The sequence below is a fragment of the Aestuariivita sp. genome, from assembly GCF_021404545.1.
GTDB lineage: Bacteria > Pseudomonadota > Alphaproteobacteria > Rhodobacterales > Rhodobacteraceae > Aestuariivita.
The window spans coordinates 32,131-56,353 of record NZ_JAAWWD010000011.1; the positions used below are offsets into that span (position 1 = coordinate 32,131).

Genomic DNA, 24,223 nt, shown 5'->3' on the forward strand with positions numbered 1-24,223 from the left:
GAGTCAAGTTTCCCGCTTGGCCCGGAGCTTGGCGAAGTAATCGAGCCGCTTCTTCAATTCCCGTTCAAAACCGCGCTCGACCGGTTGATAGAGGACCGGACGCTTCACCCCGTCGGGGAAGTAGTTCTGTCCGGAAAAGCCATCCTCGGCATCGTGGTCGTAATCGTACCCCGTTGCATATCCCTGATCCTTCATCAACGCGGTCGGCGCGTTCAGGATATGTTTGGGAGGCGGTTTGCTGCCGGTCTGCTTGGCCAGTTTCATCGACTGCTTATAGCCGACATAGGTCGCGTTCGACTTTGGTGCCAGCGCCAGATAGGCCACCGCCTGCGCCAGCGCGAGTTCCCCCTCGGGGCTGCCCAACCGCTCATAGGTTTCCCAGGCATCCAGGCAGACACGCTGCGCCTGTGGGTCGGCAAGCCCGATATCCTCGATCGCCATGCGGGTGATGCGGCGGGCAAGGTATCGCGGGTCCTCGCCCCCGTCCAGCATCCGCGACAGCCAGTAGAGCGCCGCGTCCGGGTCCGACCCGCGCACCGATTTATGCAGGGCCGAGATCAGATTGTAATGCGCGTCCCCCGATTTGTCGTATTGTGCCGCGCGCCGCATCAGCCGCGTGGTCAGCGCATCGGTATCGAGCGGCGCGTCGGTGGCCCACGCCGCCACCTGTTCGATCAGGTTCAGCGCCGCGCGCCCGTCACCATCGGCCATTTCCTGCAACGCATCGCGTGCATGCCCGGTCAGGGGCAGTTTGCGGCCCAGCTCCTGCTCTGCGCGTTGGGTCAAAAGCTCGAGATCCGCAAGGCTGAGACGTTCCAGCACCATCACCTGGGCGCGCGACAGGACGGCGGCGTTCAGCTCAAACGACGGGTTCTCGGTGGTGGCACCCACCAGCAGGATCGTGCCGTCCTCCATATGCGGCAGGAACCCGTCCTGCTGGGCCTTGTTGAACCGGTGGATCTCATCGACAAAAAGAAGCGTACCCCTGCCCTGGCGGCGGCGCAGGCGCGCAGCCTCGAACACTTTCTTGAGGTCCGGCACCCCGGTGAAAATCGCGCTGATCTGGATAAAATGCAGATCTGTCTCATCCGCCAAAAGCCGCGCGATGGTCGTCTTGCCCACCCCCGGCGGACCCCAGAGGATCAGCGAGCCAAGACTGCCCGAGGCCAGCATCACACTGAGCGATCCCTCCGGACCCAAGAGATGCGATTGTCCGATCACCTCCGACAAGGTCTGGGGACGCAGGCGATCGGCGAGCGGCCGGGGCGGCGCGGGCCCATCGGGCGGGTCGATCTGATCAAAGAGGTCGCCCAACGGTCAGATCCGAAATCGCAACGCGACACGCTGGCCACCGCGCAGGATATCCATTTGCACGCGCCGTCCCGGTTGGGTCAGCGCGCGAACTACCGCGCGCGGTGTCGCGGTGACAGTCCCGTTGATACCCAAGATGACGTCGCCCGACCGCGCCCCGACACGCGCGCCCACCTCGCCGGGATCGGTCACGACCACCCCCTCGATCGAGAGCGGCAGGTTGTAGGCCGCGATGACCGCCGGGTTGACCACCGCCACCGTCAGGCCCGGCAGCACCGTCCGGTTGCTGAGCTCCTGCGGCACACTGGGGGGCTCATCCGGGGCTGCGATCAGCGCCACATCGACCTCTGCCACGGCACCCCGCCTGGTGCGGGTGATTTGGGCGGTCCGGCCCAGACCGGCGACGGCCATGCGAAACACCATCTCGGAGGGGGAGTTCACCTCCTGCCCGTCCACATGGCTGATCACATCGCCCACGCGGATGCCTGCGGCGGCAAAGGGACTTGCGGCATGCAGATCGGAGATGACGATTCCTTGTGGCACATCGAGGCCCAGAGACGCCGCCAGATCGGCATCCACCGGCTGCCCGGCCATTCCGGCCCAGGGGCGCTGGAATGTCTCGGCCCCCGCCGCGGCCTGTTCGACGAACTGTGCCACCAGATTGGCGGGGATCGCAAAACCGATGCCGTTAGAGCCACCCGAACGTGACAAGATAGACGTGTTGATGCCAATCAGATCGCCATTCACGTCGATCAGCGCACCGCCCGAATTGCCCGGGTTGATCGGCGCGTCGGTCTGGAGGAAATACCCCCGCGCATTGCCCATTGCCGCACCAGACCGCGCAAGGCCCGACACGATCCCACTGGAGACGGTCTGACCCACCCCGAACGGGTTGCCGATGGCCAGGACCAGTTCGCCCACCTCGACCCGGTCACTGTCGCGCAGCCGCAGATAGGGGAGATCCTCTATCCCCTCCAGCTGGAGGATGGCCAGGTCGCTTTCCTGATCGCCCAAGAGCACGCGGGCGGAGAATTCGCGCCGATCGTTCAGCACCACGCGGATATCCGTGGCCTGGCCCACCACATGATAATTCGACACCACGATCCCGTCCGGAGACAGGATCACGCCTGAGCCGAGAGAGTTCTGGACGCGAGGACGGGATGTGCCGAAACCGCGAAAGAACTCTTCAAAGAACGGATCGCCCTGAAACGGGCTCACCCGGCCCGGGCGCACGATCCTGGCGTAGATATTGACGACCGCCGGGGCGGCTTCCTTGACCAGCGGAGCAAAACCCATCGCGATCTCGGTCTGGCTTTGCGGGACGCGGGTTTCAGCCGGGGATGCCGAAGCGGCACCCAGTAAAATCAAGGACATCAGAACGCGAAACATCGGGAGGCCTTTGGTTGGACTGTGCCTGTCGAGATATGCGGAGCACGTGCGCGGAATGCAAGCGCTGGCGCCGGTTTGGGGGCGCTGCCCCCGGCCCTGCGGGCCTCCCCCGCCGGTATTTTGAAGGAGAAGAAGGATCTAGTCGAGCGGCGCGTGCAGCCGGGTTCCTTTGGTGAGGATGCCACCGCGATTGCCGATCTCGATCGATCCGTAGCGTTGTCGGAAACACTCAGGCAAGGGGCGGTCATCCGGGATGGAAAGCCACAAGCGCAGCAGATGGCGCCGGTCTGCCCGGTCAGGCCAGTCGCGAAAACCGGTGCGATCATGAAGCTGTGCATGGTTATAGACAAATTGCATATCGCCGGGTTCGAGCCGCATCGCGATATGCAGATCGGGATCATCGGCCAGCGCGTCGAACATATCCAGCGCCTCGATATGGTCGGGTGTCAGTCGCATGGCGCTGTCGAACCGCTGGGCGCTGTCGATATACTGGCGCTGGTAAAAGACCGTCAGATACCCTGCGTGCCAGTTGAGTGGTGGGATCGTCATGAAAGGTGCGGCGCCCTCGGGCACTTCGCCGCGGCGGTCTGTCGCGATAGGGTCGAAAAGCAAGGCCAGCAGATCCGGCCGCGTCGCGCGCATCGCGTTATAGATCGTCTCGGCACTGACCAGCAGACTGTCACCGCCTTCCATCGCGTCCTTGAGACACAAAAGACCCACCACGTCGGCGCTGTCGGTGTGGAAGGTCTGGCGCGCGCTAGTCTGGTAGATGCGCGTATTGGGATCGTCGGCCTTTGCACCGGTATCGCGGACATGGCCCAAGACATGACCGGCCGCATTCTGGGACCTTGCGCTGCCCAGATGGGCTCCTATGCCGCAGAAGATCGTCGCTGCCTGTCGCTGCGTGTAGCTGTCGGTTGGCAAACCGCGCAGCACCTCGACCCCGATGCCACGCAACAGCCGGGCCTTGAGCATGGCAAGATGGGTGGCGAAGGTCCTAAGCGGGAAAGTATCGGCCGTGATTTCGCCGATATCGCGGTCCAATGCCAAAAAGCGGTCCGCGGCCTGTTCCAGATCGGCAATATCGACCTTGCCGAGCGTATAGAGCCATGCCTTCGGCGTCGCCGCCAGATCACGCCCGATCCAGGCTGACGGCCCCGTAAAGCGCTCAGGAAGCAGCGAGATATCAATCATGCCAGTGGCCTTCTTCAGACTGTCATCCGAACCCTAACCCTTGCGAATTCCGGAAAGAAAGAGAGCGTCGGCAGGTTTTTTTGACGCATGCCCTTCCGGCGTGGTCCGGGGCGGCCGATATACATGGTAGAGTGGCGTAAGGTGTGGCCAGGCCTCTGGGCAGGCACGACGCGTCCGGTGGCATGAAAAAGGGAGCGAATGTGATGGTCGAACTTAAGACGGGCACGTGGGTTGTGGTGACCGACAGTGAGAAGGCCCTGTTCATGCGCAACATAACCGATCACGACGACCCCAACCTGAGCATCTTGGAAACCGAGGTCCAAGAAAACCCCCCAACGCGTGAGCAAGGTGCAACCCAAGCCGGGCGCAGGGCCGATGGTGGGCCCGGACAACGATCAGCAATGGAAGGGACAGACTGGCACGAATTGGCAAAGGAACGCTTTGCCAAGGATCTGTCGGATATCCTTTACCAGAAGGCACATAAAGGGGAGTTCAAAGCACTGGTGATTGTCGCGGCCCCCCAGATCCTGGGCGTGTTGCGGGCCGAGATGCACCGGACGGTCACCGAAAAGATCGTGGCGGAAATCCCCAAGAACATGGCGGGGCATCCCGTTGATAAGATCGAGAAACTGATCAAGTCCGAATTGGATGCGATGGGGTCTGGCAATTGACCGGAAAATCAAAAACCGCCGCCCGACGGGATCGGACGGCGGCTTAAACCGCTTGGCCGAAGGGTTCAGTCCTCTTCGGCGAATGCCTCTTGTTCAGCGGCGCGGGCCTTGTCGGCGGCCCCTTTGGCATCGACGTCGCGGTCGACGAATTCGATGATCGCCATCGGCGCCATGTCGCCATACCGGAAGCCTGCTTTCAGCACCCGGACATAGCCGCCCTGGCGGTCCTTATAACGGGGACCCAGCACGTCAAAAAGCTTGGTGACATACTGATCTTCCTTGAGCTTGGCCGCCACCTGACGGCGGGCGTGCAGATCGCCACGCTTGGCCAGAGTGATCATCTTTTCGATGATCGGGCGCAGTTCCTTGGCCTTGGGCAGGGTTGTCTTGATCTGCTCATGTTCGATGAGCGAGCCTGCCATATTCGAGAACAGAGCCTTGCGGTGCTCATGTGTTCGGTTCAGGCGGCGGTACCCACGTGCGTGACGCATTTTCTTATCTCCTATTTGCCCTCTACGGGCGATTTTGCTTTGTCCGGCGGCCGATGCGTGTCAGCCGCTCTCCTTGGGGCGGGTGCCCGGTGTGGATGGCCAAGATGATCTGGGCGAAAATCTTGGCCAACGAGGCCTAAAAGGCGTCCTCGAATTTCTTGGCCAGGTCCTCGATATTGTCGGGCGGCCAATCTTCGACGTCCATGCCCAGATGCAGGCCCATACCCGAGAGGACTTCCTTGATCTCGTTGAGGGATTTGCGGCCAAAGTTCGGCGTGCGCAGCATCTCGGCTTCGGTCTTCTGGATCAGATCGCCAATATAGACGATGTTGTCGTTCTTGAGGCAGTTGGCAGAGCGGACCGACAGTTCCAGCTCGTCCACTTTTTTCAAGAGCAGCGGGTTAAACTCGAGCCCGTCATCCTCATCCTGACGGCCGGCGGCTTCGGGCTCGTCGAAGTTCACAAAGATCGACAGCTGATCCTGAAGGATACGCGCGGCAAAGGCGACGGCATCATCCGGCGTGATCGAGCCGTCGGTGGTGATCTTCATCGTCAGCTTGTCATAGTCCAGCACCTGTCCCTCACGGGTGGGCTGCACGTCATAGCTGACCTTGGTCACGGGGCTGTAGATCGCGTCGATCGGGATCAGGCCGATGGGGGCATCCTCGGGCTTGTTCTTATCGGCCGAGACATAACCTTTTCCGGTGTTGACGGTCAGTTCCATATACACCTCGGCTCCGTCGTCGAGGTGGCAGATCACGTGATCCTTGTTCAGGATCTCGATGCCCGCGGATTCGCTGATATCGCCCGCTGTCACGACCGCCGGCCCCTTGGCATTGATCGAGACGCGCTTGGGGCCTTCGACCTCCATGCGGATACGCACGCCTTTGAGGTTGAGGATGATGTCGGTCACGTCCTCGCGCACACCGGCCACAGACGAGAATTCGTGCAGCACATTGTCGATCTGGACGGATGTGATGGCGGCGCCCTGAAGGCTCGACATCAGGACCCGGCGCAGCGCATTGCCGAGCGTCAGACCAAAGCCACGCTCCAGCGGTTCTGCGACGACTGTGGCGGTTTGTGCGGGGTTCTTGCCAGGCTTGACGTCAAGCTGGGTGGGTTTGATCAATTCAGCCCAATTTTTATGGATCATGTAGAGCCTCCATTCCTGCCTTGTCCCCATGTCCGGTAAGGATCAAGACTCCCGAGGTTTCAAAAACGCGGACTGGGGCCGTGAAGTCTCACGCGGCCCCAGTGAAAAATCTGCCTTTAGACGCGGCGGCGTTTGGGTGGGCGGCACCCGTTATGGGCGATCGGGGTCACATCACGGATCGAGGTGATGTTGAACCCGACAGCGGCCAAGGCGCGCAACGCGCTTTCCCGGCCCGAGCCAGGGCCCTGTACTTCGACTTCCAGCGTTTTCACACCATGGTCCTGTGCCTTTTTGCCTGCGTCTTCGGCAGCCAATTGCGCGGCATAGGGGGTCGATTTACGCGAGCCTTTGAAACCCATTGTGCCGGCAGACGACCACGAAATCGCGTTGCCCTGCACGTCAGAGATCAGGATCTTGGTGTTGTTGAAGGTCGAATTCACATGCGCCACACCGGCGGCGATGTTCTTGCGGACCTTTTTCTTTACGCGTGTCTTTTCACGTGCCATCGGTCAGACCCCCTTACTTCTTCTTGCCGGCAATGGCCTTTGCGGGGCCTTTGCGGGTGCGTGCATTGGTGTGGGTCCGCTGTCCGCGAACGGGCAGGTTCCGGCGATGGCGCAGGCCACGATAGCAGCCCAGGTCCATCAGGCGCTTGATGTTCATCTGAACTTCGCGGCGAAGGTCGCCTTCGACGTTGTAATTGGCGTCGATATGTTCGCGGATCGAGAGCACTTCGCTATCGCTCAGCTCATTGACGCGGCGGGCCTGGTCGATGCCGACCGCCTCGCAGATGGCGCGCGCCGAAGTGTTGCCGATTCCGGTGATATAGGTGAGGGCGATCGGGACCCGCTTTGCAGTGGGGATGTTGACGCCGGCAATACGTGCCACGTGGTCTGTCCTTTCGTCGCGAGCCCGTCATGCCGGGCCCTTTTTTCACAACTATGGCCCGGTGGGCAGACGCCGCCGGGCCGCGATTTGAGGTAGTCGGCAGAGCATGGGCGCGACCCATCCCCGCATCGTGATTCTCATCTTCGAGATGGCGCTATCTATGAGGGATCGTCTGGCGCGTCAACCCTTGGCCAACCCATGTCAAGGGTTTTTCCGCGATGCGGTTCAAGACCGGTCCAGAGCCGCGCGAAAACGCCGATGGTCAACCGAGTGCCGCTGCGATTTCGGCCCCGACCTCGTCAATCTCTCCCAACCCATTCACAGAGCTGAGATCGCCCTTTGCATAGTAATACCCGATCAGCGGAGACGTCTGCTTGTAATACGCCATCAGTCGGATGCGCAGGCTGTCTTCGTTGTCATCCGCGCGGCGGGTGAATTCGGTGCCGCCGCAATTGCTGCATGTGCCGTCCGCCGGGATTGGTTTGGTGAGGTCGTTATAGACCTCGCCGCACGCAGCACAGGTCGACCGTGCCGTGATGCGGGAGACAAGAGCCTCATCATCGACGCGCATTTCGATGACAGCATCCAGCGTCTCGTTCAGCTCGCTCAGCAAGTTACCCAAAGCGTCGGCCTGGGCCAGCGTGCGGGGAAACCCGTCAAAGATGTAACCGCCACCGTTTTCCCCGCTGGTCAGCCTTTCCCGGATCAGGCCGATGACGATCTCGTCGGTGACGAGATTACCGCGATCCATAACATCGGCCACGATCTTGCCCATCTCTGTTCCGCTGGTCCGCGCCTCGCGCAGCATGTCCCCGGTAGAGAGCTGGACCATGTTGCGATCTTCAACCAGGCGACGCGCCTGCGTCCCCTTACCGGCCCCCGGGGGCCCAAGCAGAATGATATTCATCGACGCGACGGGGCCTTCTTGCGTTTCTTGGTGCCGTCACGCTTGCCGCGCAGCTGGCTTTTCTCGATCAGGCCCTCGTATTGGTGGGCCAGAAGGTGGCTTTGGACCTGCTGGATCGTGTCCATGGTCACCGAGACCACAATCAGGACAGAGGTGCCGCCAAAGAAGAACGGGATGCCCAGTTCGGCGCGCACAATCTCGGGCAGAACACAGACCAGCGCCAGATAGGCCGAGCCCAGCACCAGCACGCGGTTGACCACGTATTCCAGGTATTCAGAGGTTTTCTTGCCAGGTCGGACACCCGGCACAAAGCCGTTCTGCTTTTTCAGATTATCAGCCACGTCATCGGGTTTGAACGACACGTTGAAAGTGTAGAAATAGGTGAAAAAGACGATCATCGCCGCAAAGAACAAGAGATAGAGCGGCTGCCCCGGCCCGAAATAGGCCAGGAGCGTCGACATGATCGGCCCTGAGCTGTCGCCCGAGAACGTCGAGATCGTGATCGGCAACAACAGCAGCGATGAAGCAAAGATCGCCGGGATCACCGAAGCCGGGTTCACCTTGACCGGCAGATGCGAGGACCCGCCGTCATAGACCTTCATGCCCACCTGACGACGCGGATACTGGATATGGATCTTGCGCAACGCGCGCTCCATGAAGACCACAAAGGTAATCGCGATAACGACCATCAGGATCACGCCGATGATGACTGCGGGGCTCAGCGCGCCGGAGCGGCCGGAGGCCAGGAACTGCGCCAGCGAAGAAGGCAGTTCCGCGATAATCCCGACGAAGATGATCAGCGAGATCCCGTTACCGACGCCGCGCGCGGTGATCTGTTCGCCCAGCCACATCAGGAACATTGTGCCGCCGACCAGCGTGATCATGCACGACAGACGGAAATAGAGGCCCGGATCGGTCGCCAGATCCCCCGCTTCCAACGAGACGGCCAGGCCATAGGCCTGAACCGTGGCGAGCGCCACCGTGCCATAACGGGTGTATTGGTTCAGTTTCTTGCGGCCCTGCTCGCCTTCTTTTTTGAGCTGCTCCAGCGCCGGGACCATGGCCGCCAGAAGCTGCACGATGATCGAGGCCGAGATATAGGGCATGATCCCCAGTGCAAAGATACCCATCCGGCCCAGCGCGCCGCCGGTGAACATTGACACCATTCCGCCGATGCCCTGGCCCGCCTGCTCCATGAATTCCTGAAGCGCCAGACCGTCGATGCCGGGCACCGGTATAAAGGTGCCGAGGCGATAGACAATCAAAAGGCCCAAGGTGAACAGGATGCGATTGCGCAGGTCGGTGGCTTTGCCCAGGGCCGACCAGCTTGTATTCGCGGCCATTTGTTCGGCGGCTGATACCATGAAAGAGGTCTCTCTTATGCGAACGCCGCCCAGAGCCGTTTTCCGGCACGGGCGGCGACAATGGAAAACTTAACTGCTTATGTAGGCGGCGGGGCCGCCGCTCACAAGCTGTTACTCGGCCGCAGCCGCGTTTGTTACCGTCAGTGAGCCGCCCGCTTTTTCCACCGCGTCGATCGCGGATTTCGAAGCGCCGGTCACCTCAAGGGTCAGCTTGGCCGACAGATCGCCCTTGGCCAGAACCCGGATCCCGTCAAGCTTGCGGCGCACCAGGCCGCTTTCGATCAGCGTATCTTCGGTGATCGGCGCCGAGGCATCGAGTTTCTTGGCGTCGACGAATTTCTGGATAAGGCCCAGATTCACAACGGCAAATGCCTTGCGGTTCGGCTTGTTAAAGCCACGCTTGGGCAGCCGTTGGTAGAGCGGCATCTGCCCGCCTTCATACCCGTTGATCGCCACGCCTGAGCGGGATTTCTGACCCTTGATACCACGGCCACCGGTTTTACCCATGCCCGAGCCGGGACCACGGCCAACGCGCTTGCGTTTCTTGGTGGCGCCGGGATTGTCGCTCAGTTCATTCAGTTTCATATCGCTTCTCCTTTGCCGGATGTGGCCCCCGAAGCGCAATGGGCCAACCACGGCTTTTCCTGGTTTCAGACTCAGTGGCCGGAACGCCACCGGGGGCGTATAGACGGGGATGGGGCCCGGATCAAGAGCCTGGCGCATGAGATCTGCGTCTCCAGGCCGGGCACAGACGGCCTGCGCTTGCGATGGAGCGGCCTTGCATCCCGACATCCGTGCCGTGCGGTCCGGCAGGGTCGGCATCCGGCAGTGCGCGCCCTTCGACCTTGCCTGCGGCGGCTGGGGCGGATGGGCTCTGGACCGGGGGCGACCCAGAAAGTCCTTGCAATGCACAGGCGACTCCCTTTCAATTGTCTTACATTTGACACCTGACGACCTTTGATCACCAAAATTTCGCCAGAGCGACGCAAGATCGCTGCGCCAAATCCTAAGGTCCGCAGGTTCAGTGGTGGCACGCCCTCGGGGTCCATCCTCAAGGCGTGCTTGCAACATAGCGTGCATCAACCGGGAGGACATTTGATGAACCTAAGACCTGATCCAACATTTCACCCGACGGCCCAGCTTGCCATGCAGGCGCCAGTGGAAAACTATGCCTTTACCGTGATGCTCAGCCCCGACGGGTCGCAGTCGGACGGAATCGCCGTGGTCGATGTGAACTCCAGTTCCGACACTTATGGGCAGATCGTGCATCAGATAATCGTGCCCTATCAGGGTGATGAGTTTCATCATTTCGGATGGAATGCCTGTTCCTCGGCGCTTTCGCCGCTGACCGGGCACGCGTTTCTGGAGCGGCGCTATCTGATCGTGCCGGGCATCCGGTCGTCGCGGATCTACATCATCGACGTCAAGGAGCCGCTGGAGGCCAAGATCCACAAAATCATCGAGCCAGAGGAGGTCTTTGCCAAGACCGGTTATTCGCGGCCCCATACGATCCATTGCGGGCCAGAGGGGATCTATGTCTCGACCCTCGGCGGGGGCGGCGAGGACGGGACCGATGGCCCTCCGGGTATTTTCATCATGGATTGCGAAACCTTTGACATCATCGGTCGCTATGAGATGGATCGCGGCAAGCAGGACAAGCACTACGACTTCTGGTGGAACCTGCCGCAAGATTACATGGTCTCGTCCGAATGGGGTCTTCCGCCGCAGTTCGAGAACGGCATCGTGGCCGAGGATCTGTTGTCCAACAAATACGGCCATTCGATCCATTTCTGGGACCTGCGCGCGCGCAAGAATGTCCAGACCATCGATCTGGGCGAGAACCACCAGATGGCGCTGGAGATCCGGCCCGCGCATGATCCGGCCAAGGATTACGGGTTTTGCGGTGTGGTGGTGGATACCACCAACCTGCAGGGCGCGATCTTTACGTGGTGGCGCGACGACGATGGCAAATGGCAGGCCAAAAAGACGATCACCATCGATCCCCGCCCCGAGGATCCCGAAAACCTGCCGGAGCTTCTCAAAGGGTTCGGCGCAGTGCCGCCCCTGGTCACCGATATCGACCTGAGCCTGGATGACAAATACCTTTACGTCGCCTGCTGGGGCATGGGGGAGATGCATCAATACGACGTTTCCGATCCGATGAACCCGGTTCTGGCGGGCAAGGTCGAGCTGGGCGGCATCGCGCGCGGCACCAAGCATCCCAATGGCCAGCCCTTTGCCTTTGGCCCGCAGATGGTCGAGATCAGCCGCGATGGCAAACGCGTCTACTGGACCAACTCGCTGTATTCGACTTGGGACGACCAGTTCTATCCCGATGATGAGGGCGGTCAGATGGTCATGGCCAATGTGGGCGAAAACGGTGGGCTGACGCTGGATCCCGATTTCTATGTGGCCTTCCCCAAGGGTCTCAGATCGCATCAGATCCGGCTGGAGGGGGGCGACTGTTCGACCGACAGTTTCTGCTATCCCAACGTGTGATCCTTGACCGATCCGACATCGGTGATGGCCCTTTGGGGGGCCGTCATCGTTTCTGGCATCTATCACGGGGTGAACCCCGGCATGGGCTGGCCGCTGGCGGTTTCGGCCGCGCTCTTTGAGCAAAGGGCCGCGGCCCTGCCCCGCGCGCTGGCGATGCTCGCCGGTGGGCATTTTCTGGCGATGACGGCGATCCTGCTGCCGTTCACAGTGATGCTGACCCTTGTGGAATGGGAGGCGCAGATCCGCATAGGTGCGGGTCTGCTGGTGATCGCGCTTGGCATCTATCTGCTGATCAACCGCCGCCACCCTCGGTTTCTGGCGCGGGTGAAGCCCACACGGCTGGCACTCTGGTCATTTCTGGCGGCGATCGCACATGGTGCGGGTCTGATGCTGGTGCCGATCTATCTGGGCATCTGCAATTACGCCGAACTGGATCGCGGCCATGCCGCGGCTGGCGTTCTGATGGGCACGAATTACGGGCTGGCCTTTGTGGTGGCCTTTGCCCATACCGCAGCGATGATGCTGGCAGGCGGTGCGCTGGCGCTGGGGATGTATCTGTGGCTGGGGCTGAAATTCCTGTCACGCAGCTGGTTCAATCTCGATGTGGTCTGGGCGCTAAGCCTCGTTCTGGTAGGCGTTGTCGCGGTCATAAGCGGGCATGGTGCCGCGTGAGGCCAAGCCGTTGATCTGATCGGGTCTTGATGTCAGTCTGGGCAGATGAACGCCCTGGCCCCCTTGACCCTGGCGCTGAGCCTTGCGGCCTCTGCCACGCATCTTGCGGCGGCGCCGGGCTGTGCGGCGGATGCGATGCTGGTCTTTGACGGATCGGCCTCGATGGACGAGTTGGGTTTCGACATTCAGGAAGCGACGCGGATTGTCGAGGCACGGCAGGCTGTGCGTGAGGCAATGCCCGACATCACGCCCTATCGTCGGGTCGGACTGTTGGTCTATGGGCCCGGTCCGCTTGATGCGTGCAGCAATATCGATCTGCGCTTTGGCCCGATTGCGGATGCGGCAACACCGATCATCGACGCGGTCGAAGCGCTGGATCCGCGCGGACTGACACCCTTGGCCGCGTCGGTGCGACAAGCAGCGGAGGCGCTGGCGTACCGCTCGGCTCCGGGCATCGTCGTGCTGGTCACCGACGGCAACGAGACCTGTGGCGGAAGGCCCTGTGCCCTGGGCGATGCCCTGGCCCGGGAGGCGGCGGATCTTACAGTTCATGTGATCGGTTTCAAGGTGGTGGTTGATTTCTTTAGCTGGGACAATCCCGAGCAGCAGACCTATGAGGATGGCAAGACGGTGGCGAAATGCCTGGCCGACAGGACGGGCGGCCTGTTTGTGTCGACCGAAACGGTGGGAGAACTGGCCGATGCATTGCGCACGACATTGGGATGTGCGTTGATCGGACGGGTCAAGGACGAAGCCACCGCGCGGGGCTGATGCCGACAGGGCCGGCGGGACAAGTCCCGCCCTACGCGCTGCGGGTGGACCACGGTGTAGGGCGGGATTTATCCCGCCTCTGGCGCAACAGTGGGATTTGCCCAGCGGGTAGGCCCAAAGGGCTGAGCCAGCGCCCGCTCCACCATTTCCAGCCGGTCCTGCCCGTAGAACACGTCGCCGTCCACGACATAGCTGGGCGAGCCGAAAAGCCCCGAACGGATCGCCTCCTCGGTATTGGCGCGATGCGCCTCTTGGGTTTCCGGCGCCTCGGCGATCGCGACCAGGATCTCGGGATCCAGCCCCGCCTCGACGATCAGGCTTCGCAAGGTAGCTTGATCCGACAGATCCGCGTCATCGCGCCAATGCGCGCGCAGGATTGAAAGAGACAGCGCATCCGCCGTCGGCCCCGCCGCCATGATCACCCGGTTGGCCAGATCGTATGGCGCATCGTGATAGGTGGGGCGAAACCGTATGATCGGCACGTCGCGCCACTCGGCCCACCGTTCGATCTCGCGGCCAAAAAAGTAATCCACATGCGCCTGCGAGCGCCCCGCAAAGGGCAGACCGCCCGCCGCCTCCATCACCGGGCTCAGCAGCATCGGGCGGTGGACCAGTTCGGCTCCTTGTGCCGCACAGATCTCATAAAGCCGCCGTGCACCGAGATAGGCAAAGGCCGAATGTGCGGAATAGAAATAGTCGATCCGCGCCATCAATTGACCTTGACCGGCAGCGAGGAATACCCGCGAAACCGCGCCAGCGGCATGATCTCGGCCGGGCCGTTGGCCGCCAGCTTGGGAAAGCGTTTGACGAACCGACCCAGCGCGATGCGCCCCTCGACCCGCGCCAGGCTGGCACCCAGACACACATGGATGCCGGTGATAAAGGCGATGTGCTTGTTCGGCTTGCGGGTGATATCGACCCTGTCGGGATCCACAAACACCTCCGGATCGCGATTGGCACCCCCGATGGAGGTGTGGATGTACGTGCCCTTGGGGATCGTGCCCGATGGCAGGGCGATATCCTCGCCCGCCAGACGATTGCCGATCTGAAGCGGGCTTTGTACGCGCAGAAACTCCTCGACCGCGGTGGTGATCAGGTCCGGATCCTCCAGCAGCATGCGATGCTGGTCGGGATTGTCGAGCAGGATCGCGACGGAGTTGCCAACCAGACTAGTCGTCGTCTCATGCCCAGCATTGAGCAGAAAGATGCAGTTCTGCACCAGCTCCTCCTGGGTCAGGCGGCGGCCGTCATGTTCACCGAAAATCAGCGCGTCGAGCACTTCGCCCTGGGCCGCACCATCGGGATTGCGGCGGCGATGATCAATCAGATCGGTGAGGATCTCGGAAAATTCCGTGACCGCTGCATTCCCTGCCTCAATCCGGTCGCGCGGCACCACCGGGTCGAGAGCACCGAGAATCGCCAGCGAGAAACCACGCAGCATGGTGCGGTAATCTTCGGGAATGCCCAGCATGAACGAGATAATCTCAGTCGGCAGGATCATCCCGAAATCGGGGATCAGGTCCAGTTCACCCTTCTCTTCGACCTGATCCAGAAGACGGTCGACGATCCCTTCGATCCGCTTTTCCATCTCCGCCAGCTTGCGCGGCGTAAAGGCCCCCGCGATCAGCTTGCGCACCACAGTATGATAAGGCGGATCGTTAAAGATCAGCGAAGTTGTGTGATGCGTATGCAGAGGGCATTGGCCGAATTTCTTGCCGAACTCTTCGGTCTTGTCAGAGAGCATATCGCGCGACTGATAAACCTTGAGACAATCGGCATGGCGCGTAAGATAGACCGATCCATCGGCATTCCGGTGAACGGGGCTGTTGGCGCGCAGCCAGTGCAGCGTCGGATGCGGATCCGCGATGAAATCTCGACCGATCGCGTTGAGATCGAAGTGTTCCATGTCGGTAAGCATGCTTATTATTCCTCCCGCCCGCACTGTGCCTCCCTTGTAAGGCACAGGCAAGGGAATTTCCCGCGCTGTTGACTTTATCCACAAACCCTCCCATATGCCCCACAGTACCGGTGCTGCCGCGTGAGCAGCCAGCGCAATGCGCGCGTAACCGGTCCGTTACATTCCCAAATGGTTCCCAATTCACGCGGGGGTCCGGCGCCTTGACGGGTTTCATGGCAATGCGGTCATGACCCAGAGCGAGGCGCACCCACCAGCGACACCGGCGCGCAACGCGCCGGGACAACCGCTTTGTTGCGGGGCATCTGCGCCGCCGATACATAAGGATATCCGATCTTGGATTTTGACATGTTGGGGCTGACGCCTCGCCTCGCCACCAACCTCAAAGGGCTTGGCATCACCGAACCGACACCGATCCAGACCAAAGCGATCCCCCACGTCATGAACGGGCGCGATCTGATGGGCCTGGCCCAGACCGGCACCGGCAAGACCGCGGCCTTTGGCCTGCCTCTGCTGACCGCGCTTTTGCGGATGGAGGGGCGCCCTGCCCCCAAAACCGTGCGAGCCCTGATCCTGGCCCCCACGCGCGAGCTGGCCAAGCAGATTCAGGACAACCTGCGCGCCTATGCCGATGGTACTTCCGCGCGGATCGGGCTGGTCGTGGGCGGTGCGGGCATCAACCCCCAAATCAATCGCCTGCAACGCGGCACGGACGTTCTGGTGGCCACACCCGGTCGTTTGATCGACCTGCTGGACCGCAAGGCCGTGCGGCTGGACCAGACCGAGTTCCTGGTGCTGGACGAGGCCGATCAGATGCTCGATCTGGGCTTCATTCACGCGCTCCGCAAGATCGCTCCGTTGCTGCGGAAGGAACGCCAGACGCTTCTGTTCTCGGCCACGATGCCCAAACAGATGAACGAACTGGCCGACACCTATCTCACCGATCCGGTGCGCGTAGAAACGGCCCCGCCGGGCAAGCCTGCGGACAAGGTCACGCAATCGGTGCATTTCGTGGCCCAGGCCGCAAAGACCGATCTGCTGATCGAACTGTTGGACAAACACCGCGACGAGTTGGCGCTGGTCTTTTCGCGCACCAAACATGGGGCGGAGCGGCTGATGAAAGCTTTGGCCAAGGCCGGGTATGCCGCCGATTCCGTGCATGGCAACAAAAGCCAGGGCCAACGGGAACGGGCCATTCGCGCGTTCAAGTCAGGTGAGACCAAGGTTCTGGTCGCCACCGATGTGGCCGCACGGGGCCTTGATATTCCCGACGTGCGCCATGTCTATAACTATGACCTGCCCAACGTGGCCGACAATTACGTGCACCGGATCGGCCGGACCGCCCGCGCGGGCAAGGACGGCGCGGCGATTGCGTTCTGCGCACCTCAAGAAGTGAGCGAGCTGCGCGCGATCCAGAAGACGATCAAGCGCGAGATCCCGGTGGCGTCCGGGCGTCCCTGGGAAGGGGCGGAACCGAAGCCCGATCGGACTGGCAAGCCTCAGCATCGGCGCCGTCGATCCGGTGGTGGCGGTCGTGGGGGGGCGGGGCGGAAGGCGGCTTGAGCGTCGGCCCGGTCAGAGTACTTCGGAAAGACCTGAATCGCTTGTTTGCTGTCTCCCGCTAAGGCTTGAACGCAAAAAAACGATGCGAGATACTTCAGGGATTCCCCGAAACGCTTGAATATCAGAGACGCTTTTTGCGCATTCTCAAATCCTCAGCCGCGGCACGGTTTCCGAAAACCGGGCGGTGCCGCGGCAAGCCGCATATCTACAAACGGCGGCGACCGGCAGGCTCATCATCCGTCGACCTCTCTTGCAGCGCTCGCGCAGTTCTTTGGAAAACTCCTGTGATGCAAAGTCGATCAATATCGGCACCCAACGCTCATCCTCGTAGGTTTCTTCAAGATATGTGGCGTTCACCATGATGAACGTCTGTCTCACCCACCGAAAAGGTACGATCCCGCGAGTGAGCACGATCCTCGCTTTCGTTGTGGTCGGCGTACGTTGCGGCTCCGGTTTGGCAATGCTTTCCGCATTCAATCCAAATTGCCGAATGATGTGGTTTTGAGACGCCGACGCGTATCCATCAAAAACAACAACAATTCGATCAAAGCCCTATCGGCTTTTTGCTCTTCTCTGCGAAATGCAGGGATCGGTCTTGAATGGAATACCGCTCCAATATAGCCGATCACCGACTAAACCACCGATTCCCGGGAGATTGAAACCCAGAGGGGCCTGCCAACCCTGCGTCATACGCAACAGCGGAAAGGCAACCCTGTAACAAGAACGTGCAAAGGTAGATAGATAACATGCCGTTCATAGTGTGGGGTCTTCGGCCACACCGCAAACGAATTCGCAATAACCGAATACGGTACTGCAGAATGAAATTGGGGCGTGCACAGCTTGCCGCACACGCCCCGACTTTCGTGAGAACTCAGACGAACTAGCGCCTCAGCCCTTTTCCTCGATGATCTCGACCATATGCGGGATCGAGTTGATCATGCCGCGTACGCTGGGCGTGTCTTCCAACTCGCGGGTCTTGTGCATCTTGTTCAGGCCCAGGCCGATCAGCGTGGCGCGCTGTTTGGCGGGGCGGCGGATCGGGGAGCCGATCTGTTTGACGACGATGGTTTTTGCCATTTGGATCAAGCCTCCTCAGCCACTTGTGCGGATGTGTCCGCCGCGTCTTCGCGCTTGGGCAGGATATCGGCAACCTTCTTGCCACGACGCTGCGCAACCGAACGGGGTGATTGCTCTTTCATCAGACCGTTCATGGTGGCGCGAATCATGTTGTATGGATTCTGCGAACCGATCGACTTGGACACAACGTCCTTGATGCCCAGCATCTCGAACACGGCCCGCATCGGACCACCTGCAATGATACCCGTCCCTTCAGGGGCGGTGCGCATCACAACCTTGCCCGCGCCATGGCGACCGTTCATGTCATGGTGCAACGTCCGGCCTTCGCGCAGAGGCACGCGGATCATCTGACGCTTGGCTTGCTCGGTCGCTTTGCGAATCGCCTCGGGCACTTCCTTGGCCTTGCCCTTGCCAAAGCCGACACGGCCTTTCTGGTCACCGACCACGACGAGGGCGGCGAAGCCAAAGCGCTTACCACCCTTCACGGTCTTCGACACACGGTTGATCGCGACCAGCCGGTCGGCGAATTCTGGGGCCTCGTCGCGGTCGCGGCGTCCCCGGCGGTTGTCACGTTCTGCCATCGGAGCAGTCCTTTTGTTTTGGTGGCGCGACTGGCGCCTTGGGTTGTCCAATCCTGGTGAGCCGACATGGCCCCCGGATCATCGAGGCGGATGCGCCGCCTTCATTTCTATGAACCGTGTGGCGGGACAAGTCCCGCCCTACGGCGTATCGTGTAGGGCGGGACTTGTCCCGCCGACCCGGTCAGATCTTGAGCCCACCTTCACGCGCGGCATCGGCCAAAGCCTTCACCTTGCCATGAAAGAGAAACCCGCCGCGGTCGAAATAGGCTTCCTCCACCCCCGCTTTCTTGGCGCGTTCGGCGATGGCGGTGCCCACTTTGCTCGCCGCGTCGACATTGTTCTTGCCCACAACGCCCAGATCCTTTTCCAGGGTCGAGGCCGAAGCCAATGTCACACCGCGTACGTCATCAATGAGCTGCACGGAGATATTCTTGTTCGAACGGTGAACGCTGAGGCGTGCGCGCCCCGCATTCACTTTGCGAAGTTTGTTCCGAACGCGCAGACGGCGCTTCAGAAACAGGGTTCTTTTGCTGTTTGCCATGTCTTGCGTCCTTACTTCTTCTTACCTTCCTTACGGAAGATATACTCGTCCTTGTAGCGGATCCCTTTGCCTTTGTAGGGCTCGGGCGCGCGCCACTTGCGAATGTTGGCGGCCACTTCGCCGACCTGTTGCTGGTCGATACCTTCGACAACAATCTGAGTCTGCTTGGGCGCTGTGATTGTTACGCCGTCGGGTGCCACAAAGTCCACGTCATGGCTATAGCCCAGGTTCAGCTTCAGGGTGTTGCCCTGCATCTGCGCCCTGTAGCCCACGCCGGTGATCTCAAGCTCTTTCTTGAAACCATCGGTCACGCCGGTCACCAGGTTCTGCACCATGGTCCGCGACATACCCCATTGTTGAAGGGCGCGCTTGGATTTCCCGCGCGGATCGATCTGGACGACATTGTCTTCGACGGTGATCGTCACATCGTCGGTTGCAGTAAAGCTACGGGTGCCCTTGGGCCCTTTCACTTCAACGGTCTGGCCGGACACATTGGCGCTGACGCCACTGGGCAGCTCGACCGGTTTTTTACCAATACGAGACATGCTAACGCTCCTTAGAAGACCGTGCAGAGCACTTCGCCGCCAACATTCTGGCTGCGCGCACTTGCATCCGACATCACACCCTTGGGGGTGGAGACAATCGACACACCCAGGCCCTGACGCACCGTGGGGATGTCCTTGACGCCCATGTAAACGCGACGACCGGGTGTCGAGACCCGTTTCAATTCGCGAATGACAGGAGTGCCATCGTAGTATTTCAGGCTAATCTCGATGGCCGGGTGACCGTCGGCCCCCGTGGTCGCCTCATAGCCGCGAATGTAACCCTCATCCGCCAGCACATCGAGAACCCAGCCACGCAGCTTGGACGCCGGCGTGATCACGGTGGATTTGCCGCGCATCTGAGCGTTACGGATACGGGTGAGCATATCGCCGATTGGATCGTTCATATCATACCCTCCCTTACCAGCTCGACTTGACCATGCCGGGGATCTGGCCGTTTGAGCCCAGGTCCCGCAGCGCGATCCGCGAGATTTTCAGTTTACGGTAATACGCATGCGGCCGACCCGTCAGCTGGCACCGATTGTGCAGCCGGGTGGGCGACGAATTGCGCGGCAGTTTCGCAAGCTTGAGGCGCGCCTTGAAACGCTCTTCCATAGGCTTGCTTTCGTCATTCGCGATCTCTTTCAGCTCAGCGCGTTTGGCAGCGTATTTCTCCACCAGGCGCTGACGCTTCTTTTCGCGTTCGATCATGGATTTCTTAGCCATATCTCTTCTCTCTCCCTCCGCTTCAGCTGTTGAAGGGCATGTTGAAATGCTTCAACAGCGCCTTGGCTTCAGCGTCGGTGTTCGCTGTGGTGGTGATCACGATGTCCAGGCCCCAAACCTCATCGACCTTGTCAAAGTCGATCTCGGGGAAGACGATGTGTTCCTTCATGCCCATGGCATAGTTGCCACGCCCATCAAAGCTTTTGCCGGACACGCCGCGAAAGTCGCGGACACGGGGCAAGGCGATGGTGATCAGACGATCCAGGAATTCATACATCCGGTCGCCGCGCAGGGTGACCTTGGCACCCAACGGCATGTCTTCGCGGACGCGGAAACCGGCGATGGATTTCTTGGCCTTGGTGGTCAGGGCCTGCTGGCCTGCGATCTTGGTCAGATCCTCGACAGCAGATTTGGCCTTCTTGGAATCCCGGACCGCCTCGGCGCCGCACCCGATATTCAGCACAATCTTGTCCAGACGCGGGATCTGCATATCGTTCTTATAACCGAACTCTTCTTTCAGAGCGGCCCGCATGCTGTCACGATACTGCGCCTTCAGACGCGGGGTATAGGTTGCTGCATCAAGCATCAGATCACGTCTCCCGTGGTCTTTGCGAACCGGACTTTCTTGTCCTCTTCCATGCGGAAGCCAACGCGGGTCGGTTTGCCATTGCTGTCCATCAGAGCGATGTTGGAAAGGTCAACCGGCATCGCCTTGGGGATACGCCCCCCCTGGCTCTGTTGGCTTTGACGGGTATGCCGGATGGCCATATTGATGCCGTCGACGACCGCTTTTCCGGATCTGGGATCGACAGAAAGGATCTCGCCTTCCTTGCCCTTATCCTTGCCTGCAAGCACGATGACCTTGTCACCTTTTTTGAGTTTAGCCGCCATCAGAGCACCTCCGGAGCCAGCGAGATGATCTTCATGAAGTTCTTGCCGCGCAGCTCACGCACAACTGGGCCGAAGATCCGTGTGCCCACGGGTTCATTGTTGTTGTTGAGGATCACAGCGGCGTTCCGGTCAAACCGGATCGCGGTGCCGTCTTCACGACGGACTTCCTTGGCGGTACGTACGACGACGGCCTTGCGGACATCGCCTTTCTTGACGCGGCCGCGCGGGATGGCTTCCTTGACCGACACGACAATGATGTCGCCGACGGATGCGTATTTACGCTTGGAACCACCCAGGACCTTGATGCACTGAACACGGCGTGCGCCGGAATTGTCAGCGACATCCAGATTGGTCTGCATCTGGATCATGTAGGTTACTCCCGACCTTTGGGGGGCATCATTGCCTTGTCCCCAGGGTTTCGCTCAAACCGAAAGGTTTTGGCGGCTTACGCCTCCAGAACCTCCCAGCGTTTCGTCTTGGATTTTGGTGCACATTCGATGATGCGAACGGTGTCACCCACCTTGAAGGTGTTCTGTTCATCGTGAGCCCGGTATTTCTTGGACTTACGGATGGTCTTTTTCAGAACCGGGTGCGTGAAACGGCGTTCCACCGACACGGTCACGGTTTGGGCGTTTGCGTCGGAGGTCACGACGCCAGACAGGATACGCTTGGGCATCTATGCTCTCCTTATTCGCTGGCCGCTGCTGCGGCCTTTTCGTTCAGAATGGTCTTCACGCGGGCGGCATTGCGGCGGGCCGCCTTGATCCCGGCTGTGTTTTCGAGTTGGCCTGTGGCCTGCTGAAAACGCAGGTTGAAGCTTTCTTTTTTCAGGTTGGCAAGATCTTCCCGAAGCTGATCGGGCGTCTTGTCACGCAGTTCATTGGCTTTCATTGCCGTCGTCCTTTCAACATCACTGGCGGGCCGCGATAATCGCGTCACCCTGATTCCAGTGGAGGTCATGATGAAGAGGCCACTTACGACCCCTTCGCACATAAAGCAACCCCTATGTCAGATTGACCAATCAGAATTTTCTAAGACGCTGTGCGAACCACGTTCTTAGACCTTCAAAGTCAAGCGATCGATCAGCGACTGATACGACCAAATCGTCGATCGGCTCTGCATCCGAAATCGCTAGCTCATAGCCGCTGCGGGAAATGAGAAGTTCGACCAGCAGCCAAGCAGTCCGCTTGTTGCCGTCGACGAAACCGTGATTGCTGACGACCGAATGCAACGGCGCTGCAGCTTTTGCCGAGAGTGGACGATGGTATCCGGAGCAAGGACGTGCCAGAGCAGACTCAATAAGGTGCAAGCTGGTTACACCATCGCGACCACCATAGGTTAAAGCTTCCTCATGCGCTGTGAGCGCATCTGCCAGCGTTACACTGTAATGGCGGTTACCGATCTTTCAGGCGCTCCAACGCCGCACTGCGTTTTTTGGAGGCTAACTTGAGAGCAGCTTCTGATTTTTTGCTTTTCTTGGAGACAATCGAACCCGTCCCGACAGACACAAACCGTCCTGTCCGAGCATCGCGAGCGACCCAACCACCTTTTACAGGTTTTTTTGTAGCAGCCTGTGACATGATCGATGTGTTTCCCAAAAAGCTAAGACCCGTCATATCATTATAGATCGCTAAGGAATCAAGATGTCTTAACTGTCCCACCTGTAGTTGAAGCTGATGCTGATCCGGTCGTCTTCGGACTGGTTCATCGGCACCTCGTGCCTGAGCCAGCTTTCCCACATCAGCACATCGCCCGGTTCGGGGGCAATATAGATGAAGGGCCTGAGTTCGCGGCGCGCGTCTTTGATCCGTGCGGGGGCTGCCATCATCATGGCGTGACGCGGGTCTTCCAGTTTCAGCGCCCCGGCCCCGTCGGGAACGGTCACATAGGTGGTGCCCGAGATCACCGAATGCGGATGGATATGGCTGGAATGCGTGCCGCCTTCGGGCAGGATGTTGATCCAGAGATCCTCGAGCTTCAGATCGCGCCCATCGAGGTCGAACTCCAGATCCTTCACGAAGGCCGCGACATGGGCATCAAGCGCTTTGACCAGATCGGCAAAGATCGGGAACCGCCAGGGCAGATCGGTGAGCGAGGCATAGGATGTATAGCCGGGATAGCCGTTTTCCTCGGACCACGCCTGCCCCGCCTCGTCATCTTCGGCGATCGAGTAACAGGAGGCTTCGAGTTCGCTTGGGTCGAGGGCGTCGCCGAAATCAAAGAGATTTGCGCGGTAAAGACGAGTCACGAAAAGGGAAGAGATATCGGCCATGCGCGCCTCTTACCGCGCGTGCGGGCGAACGGAAAGCCTGTCGGCAAGCTTTCGTCAACCTTGATCTGGCACAGTGAGCCGATGCGTGTTGATCTGTTGCGATATGTGGCCGGGCTTTGGATGTGCCTGATCTGGCCTGCCCTGGCATCTGCAGAAGCTGTGCCGCTGATGACGGATCGCCAGCCGCTCTTTTCGCTGGCCCCAAGCGTATCTGCGCCCAGGGGCAGCGCCAGCCTGTTCGCCGGTCGGGGAGAGGCCAGCCTGTTCGCCCCCTGGCCGGAGGCGCTGGCCGTGCCCCTGCCCGCCCGCCTGTCGCGGGCCGGTGCCGATGCGGCAAGACGCATCCGCGATCTGATCGCCAAGGCCGAAGCCGGGCCCGATGGCTATGATGCGGTGCAGTGGGGTGCGCGCATCCCTCCGCCGCAGCGGCCCACCCGCCTGACCCTGGCCCAGATCGATCAATGGATCCGCGACACTCCGAACCAACCCCATGCAATTGGACGATATCAGTTCATCCCCAAGACGCTGCGCTGGCTTGTGGCGCGGCTTGGCCTGCCGCCGGAAACACGGTTCACGCCCGGCATCCAGGATCGGCTGGCCAATCTCCTCCTCGCCGATGCGGGACTGGAGGCCGCGCTGAGTGGCGAGATGGATCAGCGCACCTTCATGCGCAACCTGGCCAGGACCTGGGCCGGGTTTCCCCTGCCAAATGGTCAGTCCTATTACGAAGGGTTTGCGGGCAACAAGGCCACGATGAGCTGGCAAAAATTCGAAGCGCGGATCGCGCGGATCTTGTCGTAGGGCG

Annotated in this window: 32 protein-coding genes; 6 read left to right on the forward strand and 26 right to left on the reverse strand. The window is 60.5% G+C overall.

The window, feature by feature from the left end; translation table 11 throughout:
* Positions 1-3 precede the first annotated feature (3 nt).
* The 3 genes from HEP69_RS06565 to HEP69_RS06575 all read right to left on the reverse strand — a co-directional run bounded on the left by HEP69_RS06565 (position 4) and on the right by HEP69_RS06575 (position 3,894).
* Positions 4-1,314: a replication-associated recombination protein A gene (locus tag HEP69_RS06565; RefSeq protein WP_290557760.1), complete on the reverse strand. Its 1,311-nt coding sequence runs from the start codon at positions 1,312-1,314 to the stop codon at positions 4-6.
* A gap of 3 nt (positions 1,315-1,317) precedes the next feature.
* A complete protein-coding gene (locus HEP69_RS06570) occupies positions 1,318-2,700 on the reverse strand; it encodes a trypsin-like peptidase domain-containing protein (RefSeq protein WP_290557761.1) in 1,383 nt (460 codons plus the stop codon).
* Between the two features lie 138 nt (positions 2,701-2,838).
* Positions 2,839-3,894, reverse strand: coding sequence for a TauD/TfdA family dioxygenase (locus tag HEP69_RS06575; RefSeq protein WP_290557762.1), 1,056 nt, complete (start codon positions 3,892-3,894; stop codon positions 2,839-2,841).
* 203 nt (positions 3,895-4,097) lie between these two features.
* Here HEP69_RS06575 and HEP69_RS06580 point away from each other — a divergent pair, with 203 nt between their 5' ends.
* On the forward strand, positions 4,098-4,565 hold the full coding sequence (locus HEP69_RS06580; protein ID WP_290557763.1) for a host attachment family protein: 468 nt from the start codon (positions 4,098-4,100) through the stop codon (positions 4,563-4,565).
* A 65-nt stretch (positions 4,566-4,630) separates the two neighbouring features.
* On the opposite strand, the gene rplQ is transcribed toward HEP69_RS06580, so the two are convergent.
* The 7 genes from rplQ to rplO all read right to left on the reverse strand — a co-directional run bounded on the left by rplQ (position 4,631) and on the right by rplO (position 9,953).
* On the reverse strand, positions 4,631-5,056 hold the full coding sequence (gene rplQ, locus HEP69_RS06585) for a 50S ribosomal protein L17 (RefSeq protein ID WP_290557764.1): 426 nt from the start codon (positions 5,054-5,056) through the stop codon (positions 4,631-4,633).
* A gap of 136 nt (positions 5,057-5,192) precedes the next feature.
* Positions 5,193-6,209 carry a DNA-directed RNA polymerase subunit alpha gene (locus HEP69_RS06590; RefSeq protein ID WP_290557765.1) on the reverse strand — a complete coding sequence of 339 codons (1,017 nt, stop codon included), beginning with the start codon at positions 6,207-6,209 and terminating at the stop codon, positions 5,193-5,195.
* Positions 6,210-6,325: 116 nt separating this feature from the next.
* Entirely contained in the window at positions 6,326-6,715 is a 390-nt protein-coding gene (gene rpsK / locus HEP69_RS06595) for a 30S ribosomal protein S11 (protein ID WP_290557766.1), read from the reverse strand.
* A gap of 13 nt (positions 6,716-6,728) precedes the next feature.
* A complete protein-coding gene (gene rpsM / locus HEP69_RS06600; protein WP_290557767.1) occupies positions 6,729-7,097 on the reverse strand; it encodes a 30S ribosomal protein S13 in 369 nt (122 codons plus the stop codon).
* A gap of 262 nt (positions 7,098-7,359) precedes the next feature.
* Complete coding sequence (locus HEP69_RS06605; protein ID WP_290557768.1) at positions 7,360-8,004, reverse strand: adenylate kinase; 645 nt, start codon at positions 8,002-8,004, stop codon at positions 7,360-7,362.
* A complete protein-coding gene (gene secY, locus HEP69_RS06610; protein WP_290557769.1) occupies positions 8,001-9,368 on the reverse strand; it encodes a preprotein translocase subunit SecY in 1,368 nt (455 codons plus the stop codon). The genes HEP69_RS06605 and secY overlap by 4 nt, the downstream gene beginning before the upstream one ends.
* Positions 9,369-9,479: 111 nt before the next feature.
* Entirely contained in the window at positions 9,480-9,953 is a 474-nt protein-coding gene (gene rplO, locus HEP69_RS06615; RefSeq protein ID WP_290557770.1) for a 50S ribosomal protein L15, read from the reverse strand.
* 513 nt (positions 9,954-10,466) lie between these two features.
* Here rplO and HEP69_RS06620 point away from each other — a divergent pair.
* From HEP69_RS06620 to HEP69_RS06630, 3 genes are read left to right on the forward strand one after another with little or no spacing between them, the layout of a single operon-like run.
* Positions 10,467-11,867 carry a selenium-binding protein SBP56-related protein gene (locus tag HEP69_RS06620; RefSeq protein ID WP_290557771.1) on the forward strand — a complete coding sequence of 467 codons (1,401 nt, stop codon included), beginning with the start codon at positions 10,467-10,469 and terminating at the stop codon, positions 11,865-11,867.
* 24 nt (positions 11,868-11,891) lie between these two features.
* Complete coding sequence (locus HEP69_RS06625; RefSeq protein WP_290557799.1) at positions 11,892-12,539, forward strand: hypothetical protein; 648 nt, start codon at positions 11,892-11,894, stop codon at positions 12,537-12,539.
* A 45-nt stretch (positions 12,540-12,584) separates the two neighbouring features.
* Positions 12,585-13,310 (forward strand): VWA domain-containing protein, encoded by a 726-nt coding sequence (locus tag HEP69_RS06630; RefSeq protein WP_290557772.1) that lies wholly within the window; start codon positions 12,585-12,587, stop codon positions 13,308-13,310.
* A 68-nt stretch (positions 13,311-13,378) separates the two neighbouring features.
* On the opposite strand, the gene HEP69_RS06635 is transcribed toward HEP69_RS06630, so the two are convergent.
* Both HEP69_RS06635 and HEP69_RS06640 read right to left on the reverse strand, forming a co-directional pair.
* The gene (locus tag HEP69_RS06635) at positions 13,379-14,020 is read right to left on the reverse strand and encodes a 2-hydroxychromene-2-carboxylate isomerase (RefSeq protein WP_290557773.1); all 642 of its coding nucleotides are present in this window, start codon (positions 14,018-14,020) and stop codon (positions 13,379-13,381) included.
* Entirely contained in the window at positions 14,020-15,228 is a 1,209-nt protein-coding gene (locus HEP69_RS06640) for a cytochrome P450 (RefSeq protein WP_290557774.1), read from the reverse strand. The genes HEP69_RS06635 and HEP69_RS06640 overlap by 1 nt, the downstream gene beginning before the upstream one ends.
* A gap of 333 nt (positions 15,229-15,561) precedes the next feature.
* Here HEP69_RS06640 and HEP69_RS06645 point away from each other — a divergent pair, with 333 nt between their 5' ends.
* Positions 15,562-16,788 carry a DEAD/DEAH box helicase gene (locus HEP69_RS06645; protein WP_290557775.1) on the forward strand — a complete coding sequence of 409 codons (1,227 nt, stop codon included), beginning with the start codon at positions 15,562-15,564 and terminating at the stop codon, positions 16,786-16,788.
* A gap of 144 nt (positions 16,789-16,932) precedes the next feature.
* Here the strand turns inward: HEP69_RS06645 and HEP69_RS06650 are convergent, their stop codons facing one another.
* From HEP69_RS06650 to HEP69_RS06710, 14 genes are all read right to left on the reverse strand, one after another.
* Entirely contained in the window at positions 16,933-17,265 is a 333-nt protein-coding gene (locus HEP69_RS06650; protein WP_290557776.1) for a hypothetical protein, read from the reverse strand.
* A gap of 411 nt (positions 17,266-17,676) precedes the next feature.
* Positions 17,677-17,865: a 50S ribosomal protein L30 gene (gene rpmD / locus HEP69_RS06655; protein WP_290557777.1), complete on the reverse strand. Its 189-nt coding sequence runs from the start codon at positions 17,863-17,865 to the stop codon at positions 17,677-17,679.
* A gap of 5 nt (positions 17,866-17,870) precedes the next feature.
* Complete coding sequence (rpsE, locus tag HEP69_RS06660) at positions 17,871-18,446, reverse strand: 30S ribosomal protein S5 (protein ID WP_290557778.1); 576 nt, start codon at positions 18,444-18,446, stop codon at positions 17,871-17,873.
* A 181-nt stretch (positions 18,447-18,627) separates the two neighbouring features.
* Positions 18,628-18,987: a 50S ribosomal protein L18 gene (gene rplR / locus HEP69_RS06665; protein WP_290557779.1), complete on the reverse strand. Its 360-nt coding sequence runs from the start codon at positions 18,985-18,987 to the stop codon at positions 18,628-18,630.
* Between the two features lie 11 nt (positions 18,988-18,998).
* Positions 18,999-19,532: a 50S ribosomal protein L6 gene (gene rplF / locus HEP69_RS06670; protein ID WP_290557780.1), complete on the reverse strand. Its 534-nt coding sequence runs from the start codon at positions 19,530-19,532 to the stop codon at positions 18,999-19,001.
* Between the two features lie 11 nt (positions 19,533-19,543).
* Positions 19,544-19,936 carry a 30S ribosomal protein S8 gene (rpsH, locus tag HEP69_RS06675; RefSeq protein WP_290557781.1) on the reverse strand — a complete coding sequence of 131 codons (393 nt, stop codon included), beginning with the start codon at positions 19,934-19,936 and terminating at the stop codon, positions 19,544-19,546.
* A gap of 13 nt (positions 19,937-19,949) precedes the next feature.
* Complete coding sequence (gene rpsN, locus HEP69_RS06680; protein ID WP_290557782.1) at positions 19,950-20,255, reverse strand: 30S ribosomal protein S14; 306 nt, start codon at positions 20,253-20,255, stop codon at positions 19,950-19,952.
* A 22-nt stretch (positions 20,256-20,277) separates the two neighbouring features.
* The gene (rplE, locus tag HEP69_RS06685) at positions 20,278-20,841 is read right to left on the reverse strand and encodes a 50S ribosomal protein L5 (RefSeq protein WP_290557783.1); all 564 of its coding nucleotides are present in this window, start codon (positions 20,839-20,841) and stop codon (positions 20,278-20,280) included.
* Positions 20,841-21,146, reverse strand: a complete 306-nt coding sequence (rplX, locus tag HEP69_RS06690) for a 50S ribosomal protein L24 (protein ID WP_290557784.1) — start codon at positions 21,144-21,146, stop codon at positions 20,841-20,843. The genes rplE and rplX overlap by 1 nt, the downstream gene beginning before the upstream one ends.
* Complete coding sequence (gene rplN / locus HEP69_RS06695) at positions 21,146-21,514, reverse strand: 50S ribosomal protein L14 (RefSeq protein WP_008757934.1); 369 nt, start codon at positions 21,512-21,514, stop codon at positions 21,146-21,148. Before rplN ends, rplX begins: the two co-directional genes overlap by 1 nt.
* 77 nt (positions 21,515-21,591) lie before the next feature.
* Complete coding sequence (gene rpsQ / locus HEP69_RS06700; RefSeq protein WP_290557785.1) at positions 21,592-21,822, reverse strand: 30S ribosomal protein S17; 231 nt, start codon at positions 21,820-21,822, stop codon at positions 21,592-21,594.
* An 11-nt stretch (positions 21,823-21,833) separates the two neighbouring features.
* Positions 21,834-22,037, reverse strand: coding sequence for a 50S ribosomal protein L29 (rpmC, locus tag HEP69_RS06705; protein ID WP_290557800.1), 204 nt, complete (start codon positions 22,035-22,037; stop codon positions 21,834-21,836).
* Between the two features lie 130 nt (positions 22,038-22,167).
* Positions 22,168-22,455, reverse strand: coding sequence for a type II toxin-antitoxin system death-on-curing family toxin (locus HEP69_RS23715; RefSeq protein ID WP_366111308.1), 288 nt, complete (start codon positions 22,453-22,455; stop codon positions 22,168-22,170).
* 339 nt (positions 22,456-22,794) lie between these two features.
* Positions 22,795-23,418 (reverse strand): 2OG-Fe(II) oxygenase family protein, encoded by a 624-nt coding sequence (locus HEP69_RS06710; RefSeq protein WP_290557786.1) that lies wholly within the window; start codon positions 23,416-23,418, stop codon positions 22,795-22,797.
* Between the two features lie 81 nt (positions 23,419-23,499).
* On the opposite strand from HEP69_RS06710, the gene HEP69_RS06715 reads away from it, so the two are divergent.
* A complete protein-coding gene (locus tag HEP69_RS06715) occupies positions 23,500-24,219 on the forward strand; it encodes a hypothetical protein (protein ID WP_290557787.1) in 720 nt (239 codons plus the stop codon).
* The last annotated feature ends 4 nt before the right edge of the window (positions 24,220-24,223 follow it).

Coding starts and splice junctions, on each gene's coding strand:
- HEP69_RS06570 (WP_290557761.1), bottom strand. CDS start 2,700: ATGTTTCGCGTTCTGATGTCCTTGATTTTACTGGGTGCCGCTTCGGCA.
- HEP69_RS06575 (WP_290557762.1), bottom strand. CDS start 3,894: ATGATTGATATCTCGCTGCTTCCTGAGCGCTTTACGGGGCCGTCAGCC.
- HEP69_RS06580 (WP_290557763.1), top strand. CDS start 4,098: ATGGTCGAACTTAAGACGGGCACGTGGGTTGTGGTGACCGACAGTGAG.
- rplQ (WP_290557764.1), bottom strand. CDS start 5,056: ATGCGTCACGCACGTGGGTACCGCCGCCTGAACCGAACACATGAGCAC.
- HEP69_RS06590 (WP_290557765.1), bottom strand. CDS start 6,209: ATGATCCATAAAAATTGGGCTGAATTGATCAAACCCACCCAGCTTGAC.
- rpsK (WP_290557766.1), bottom strand. CDS start 6,715: ATGGCACGTGAAAAGACACGCGTAAAGAAAAAGGTCCGCAAGAACATC.
- HEP69_RS06605 (WP_290557768.1), bottom strand. CDS start 8,004: ATGAATATCATTCTGCTTGGGCCCCCGGGGGCCGGTAAGGGGACGCAG.
- secY (WP_290557769.1), bottom strand. CDS start 9,368: ATGGTATCAGCCGCCGAACAAATGGCCGCGAATACAAGCTGGTCGGCC.
- rplO (WP_290557770.1), bottom strand. CDS start 9,953: ATGAAACTGAATGAACTGAGCGACAATCCCGGCGCCACCAAGAAACGC.
- HEP69_RS06620 (WP_290557771.1), top strand. CDS start 10,467: ATGAACCTAAGACCTGATCCAACATTTCACCCGACGGCCCAGCTTGCC.
- HEP69_RS06625 (WP_290557799.1), top strand. CDS start 11,892: ATGGCCCTTTGGGGGGCCGTCATCGTTTCTGGCATCTATCACGGGGTG.
- HEP69_RS06630 (WP_290557772.1), top strand. CDS start 12,585: ATGAACGCCCTGGCCCCCTTGACCCTGGCGCTGAGCCTTGCGGCCTCT.
- HEP69_RS06635 (WP_290557773.1), bottom strand. CDS start 14,020: ATGGCGCGGATCGACTATTTCTATTCCGCACATTCGGCCTTTGCCTAT.
- HEP69_RS06640 (WP_290557774.1), bottom strand. CDS start 15,228: ATGCTTACCGACATGGAACACTTCGATCTCAACGCGATCGGTCGAGAT.
- rpmD (WP_290557777.1), bottom strand. CDS start 17,865: ATGGCAAAAACCATCGTCGTCAAACAGATCGGCTCCCCGATCCGCCGC.
- rpsE (WP_290557778.1), bottom strand. CDS start 18,446: ATGGCAGAACGTGACAACCGCCGGGGACGCCGCGACCGCGACGAGGCC.
- rplR (WP_290557779.1), bottom strand. CDS start 18,987: ATGGCAAACAGCAAAAGAACCCTGTTTCTGAAGCGCCGTCTGCGCGTT.
- rplF (WP_290557780.1), bottom strand. CDS start 19,532: ATGTCTCGTATTGGTAAAAAACCGGTCGAGCTGCCCAGTGGCGTCAGC.
- rpsH (WP_290557781.1), bottom strand. CDS start 19,936: ATGAACGATCCAATCGGCGATATGCTCACCCGTATCCGTAACGCTCAG.
- rpsN (WP_290557782.1), bottom strand. CDS start 20,255: ATGGCTAAGAAATCCATGATCGAACGCGAAAAGAAGCGTCAGCGCCTG.
- rplE (WP_290557783.1), bottom strand. CDS start 20,841: ATGCTTGATGCAGCAACCTATACCCCGCGTCTGAAGGCGCAGTATCGT.
- rplX (WP_290557784.1), bottom strand. CDS start 21,146: ATGGCGGCTAAACTCAAAAAAGGTGACAAGGTCATCGTGCTTGCAGGC.
- rplN (WP_008757934.1), bottom strand. CDS start 21,514: ATGATCCAGATGCAGACCAATCTGGATGTCGCTGACAATTCCGGCGCA.
- rpsQ (WP_290557785.1), bottom strand. CDS start 21,822: ATGCCCAAGCGTATCCTGTCTGGCGTCGTGACCTCCGACGCAAACGCC.
- rpmC (WP_290557800.1), bottom strand. CDS start 22,037: ATGAAAGCCAATGAACTGCGTGACAAGACGCCCGATCAGCTTCGGGAA.
- HEP69_RS06710 (WP_290557786.1), bottom strand. CDS start 23,418: ATGGCCGATATCTCTTCCCTTTTCGTGACTCGTCTTTACCGCGCAAAT.
- HEP69_RS06715 (WP_290557787.1), top strand. CDS start 23,500: ATGCGTGTTGATCTGTTGCGATATGTGGCCGGGCTTTGGATGTGCCTG.